The following is a 1891-nucleotide window of genomic DNA, read 5'->3' as shown; positions in this document are numbered from 1 at the left end:
TAAGCAGTTGTACTGGTAACAGTTCAAGTTCAATTTGACTAAAGGCAGTGAGTAGGGCTGTGGCAAGTAGGCTACTTAAAATAGTCAATCGCCAGCCTAAAATTAATGTCGCAGCCGTGACGCCTAATATGTGTAAATCAAGGCCAGTTAAAATTCCTGCTTTTATTCGCCAAAGCACTGCAAACACTAACGCACATGCAAGAACGCCAGTTTGACGGACTGGCGTATTAAGCAATGTTTTATATGTTTTTTATCAAAGCTTAATAGAGCAATAATAATTACAAGAGCCCAAAGTAGCCCCTGCATTGTTAGGCTGAGCATAATAATTACTTAAATGTTGACCATATAGGGGCATGATCTGACGGTTTTTCAATACCGCGCAGTTCGTAATCAATACCAGTATCTATACAGCGTGCTGTAAGCTCATTAGTTGCAAGTACTACATCTATTCGAAGTCCTCGGTTATCTACAAACCCTTTAGAGCGATAGTCAAACCACGAATATTGATCGTCTGTTTCTGGGTTTTGTTCTCTAAAGGTGTCTTTAAAGCCCCAATTAAGTAATGTTGCAAGCCATTCACGCTCTACCGGTTGGAAAGAACATTTACCCGTTTTTAACCAACGTTTAGCATTTACATCACCTATACCAATATCTAAATCGGTAGGCGATATGTTGATATCGCCCATAACAATGACGTCTTGATCGGGTGTGTGGTTGGTTTCAAGGTGTGTCATTAAATCTTTATAAAATTGGCGTTTATAAGGAAATTTAGTTTCGTGATTAATATTATCACCTTGTGGGAAATAGCCATTCATGACAGTAAGGTCGCGACCGTTTTCTTGCTCGACAGTGACGCTTATCATGCGTTTTTGCGATTCCTCTGTATCGGTAGTAAAGCCTTTTAAGACCGATTTAGGCTCTTTTTTGCATAACATAGCTACGCCATAATGCGCTTTTTGACCATGAAAGTAGACGTGATATCCCATTTTTTGTACATCCTCTAATGGGAATGCTTCGTCGTGAACTTTAATCTCTTGCAAGCCAATAACGTCTGGTTGATGTTTGTCGATAATTGCTTGTAATTGGTGAAGACGAGCACGCAGACCATTGATATTGAAAGAAATCACTTTCATAAAATTTACCTTAAAATTGGTTCTATTTAATAGATTAAATTGTATCAGTAAATACGCGTACATAACATGACTGAATTGAGATAATAGCTGCGCAAATGTTGATCAAATGATGGGTAAAGTTTAAACATTGTGAATACAATATTAATTATTTAAATAAATAAAAAATTCAATTGAGCTTAACTTTATTGAATATATAATGCGCGAAATTCACTTGTTAAGCTCGTTCAAATAGGATCTCTCATGAAAACTCAACTACTTTTAGCCACTGCTTTATTAGCATCTGCAACTGCTTCAGCACAAAGCAATACTTACTTCAGTCAAGATAATAAAATTGAGTCTAAATTATGTGTGCTTAGCGCTAACGAAGGCTTTAGTGCTGCTCGTAGGGAAGCTGCTCAACACGGCGTTTACTTATCTCGTTTTTCTAAAAGCATTTTATGTAATGGTGAAGATATTCGCGATATTGCTAAAAAAACGACATTAAGCAACGCATCAGTTGAGAAAGTAGAAGTATTTGCAAAAGACGCTCAGCAAGAAACTCAATTATGTATGACGGCTTTAAAACAAGGTTTAGCACCTGTTCGTCAAAAAATTGGTAACCTAAACTCATTAAAATGTAATGGTCAAAACGTTACTGAGTTTGTTAAACGCTACCAAAACGCAGCAATCTAATTATTAGCTTAACTATATAAGTAAATTTGAAATGCCTGGTTTTTACCGGGTATTTTTTTGCAAAAATTACAAGGTTGTTTGCAAAG

2 protein-coding genes and 1 pseudogene are annotated in these 1891 nt (G+C 36.5%); 1 reads left to right on the top strand and 2 read right to left on the bottom strand.

Annotated elements, in window-relative coordinates; translation table 11 throughout:
• Together P20652_RS18195 and xthA are read right to left on the bottom strand one after the other, a co-directional pair.
• A pseudogene (locus P20652_RS18195) lies at positions 1–321 on the bottom strand (hypothetical protein); the annotation flags it as partial.
• 5 nt (positions 322–326) lie between these two features.
• On the bottom strand, positions 327–1133 hold the full coding sequence (xthA, locus tag P20652_RS08445; RefSeq protein ID WP_008169092.1) for an exodeoxyribonuclease III: 807 nt from the start codon (positions 1131–1133) through the stop codon (positions 327–329).
• 240 nt (positions 1134–1373) lie between these two features.
• Here xthA and P20652_RS08450 point away from each other — a divergent pair, with 240 nt between their 5' ends.
• Complete coding sequence (locus P20652_RS08450) at positions 1374–1805, top strand: hypothetical protein (protein WP_008169091.1); 432 nt, start codon at positions 1374–1376, stop codon at positions 1803–1805.
• The last annotated feature ends 86 nt before the right edge of the window (positions 1806–1891 follow it).

The organism is Pseudoalteromonas sp. BSi20652 (assembly GCF_000239855.1).
Taxonomy (GTDB): domain Bacteria; phylum Pseudomonadota; class Gammaproteobacteria; order Enterobacterales; family Alteromonadaceae; genus Pseudoalteromonas.
This window is presented reverse-complemented; position numbering and strand designations above follow the sequence as displayed.

What these genes read in the sequence shown, in the direction of transcription:
- P20652_RS08450 (WP_008169091.1), top strand. Translation starts at nt 1,374, where the DNA reads ATGAAAACTCAACTACTTTTAGCCACTGCTTTATTAGCATCTGCAACT.
- xthA (WP_008169092.1), bottom strand. Translation starts at nt 1,133, where the DNA reads ATGAAAGTGATTTCTTTCAATATCAATGGTCTGCGTGCTCGTCTTCAC.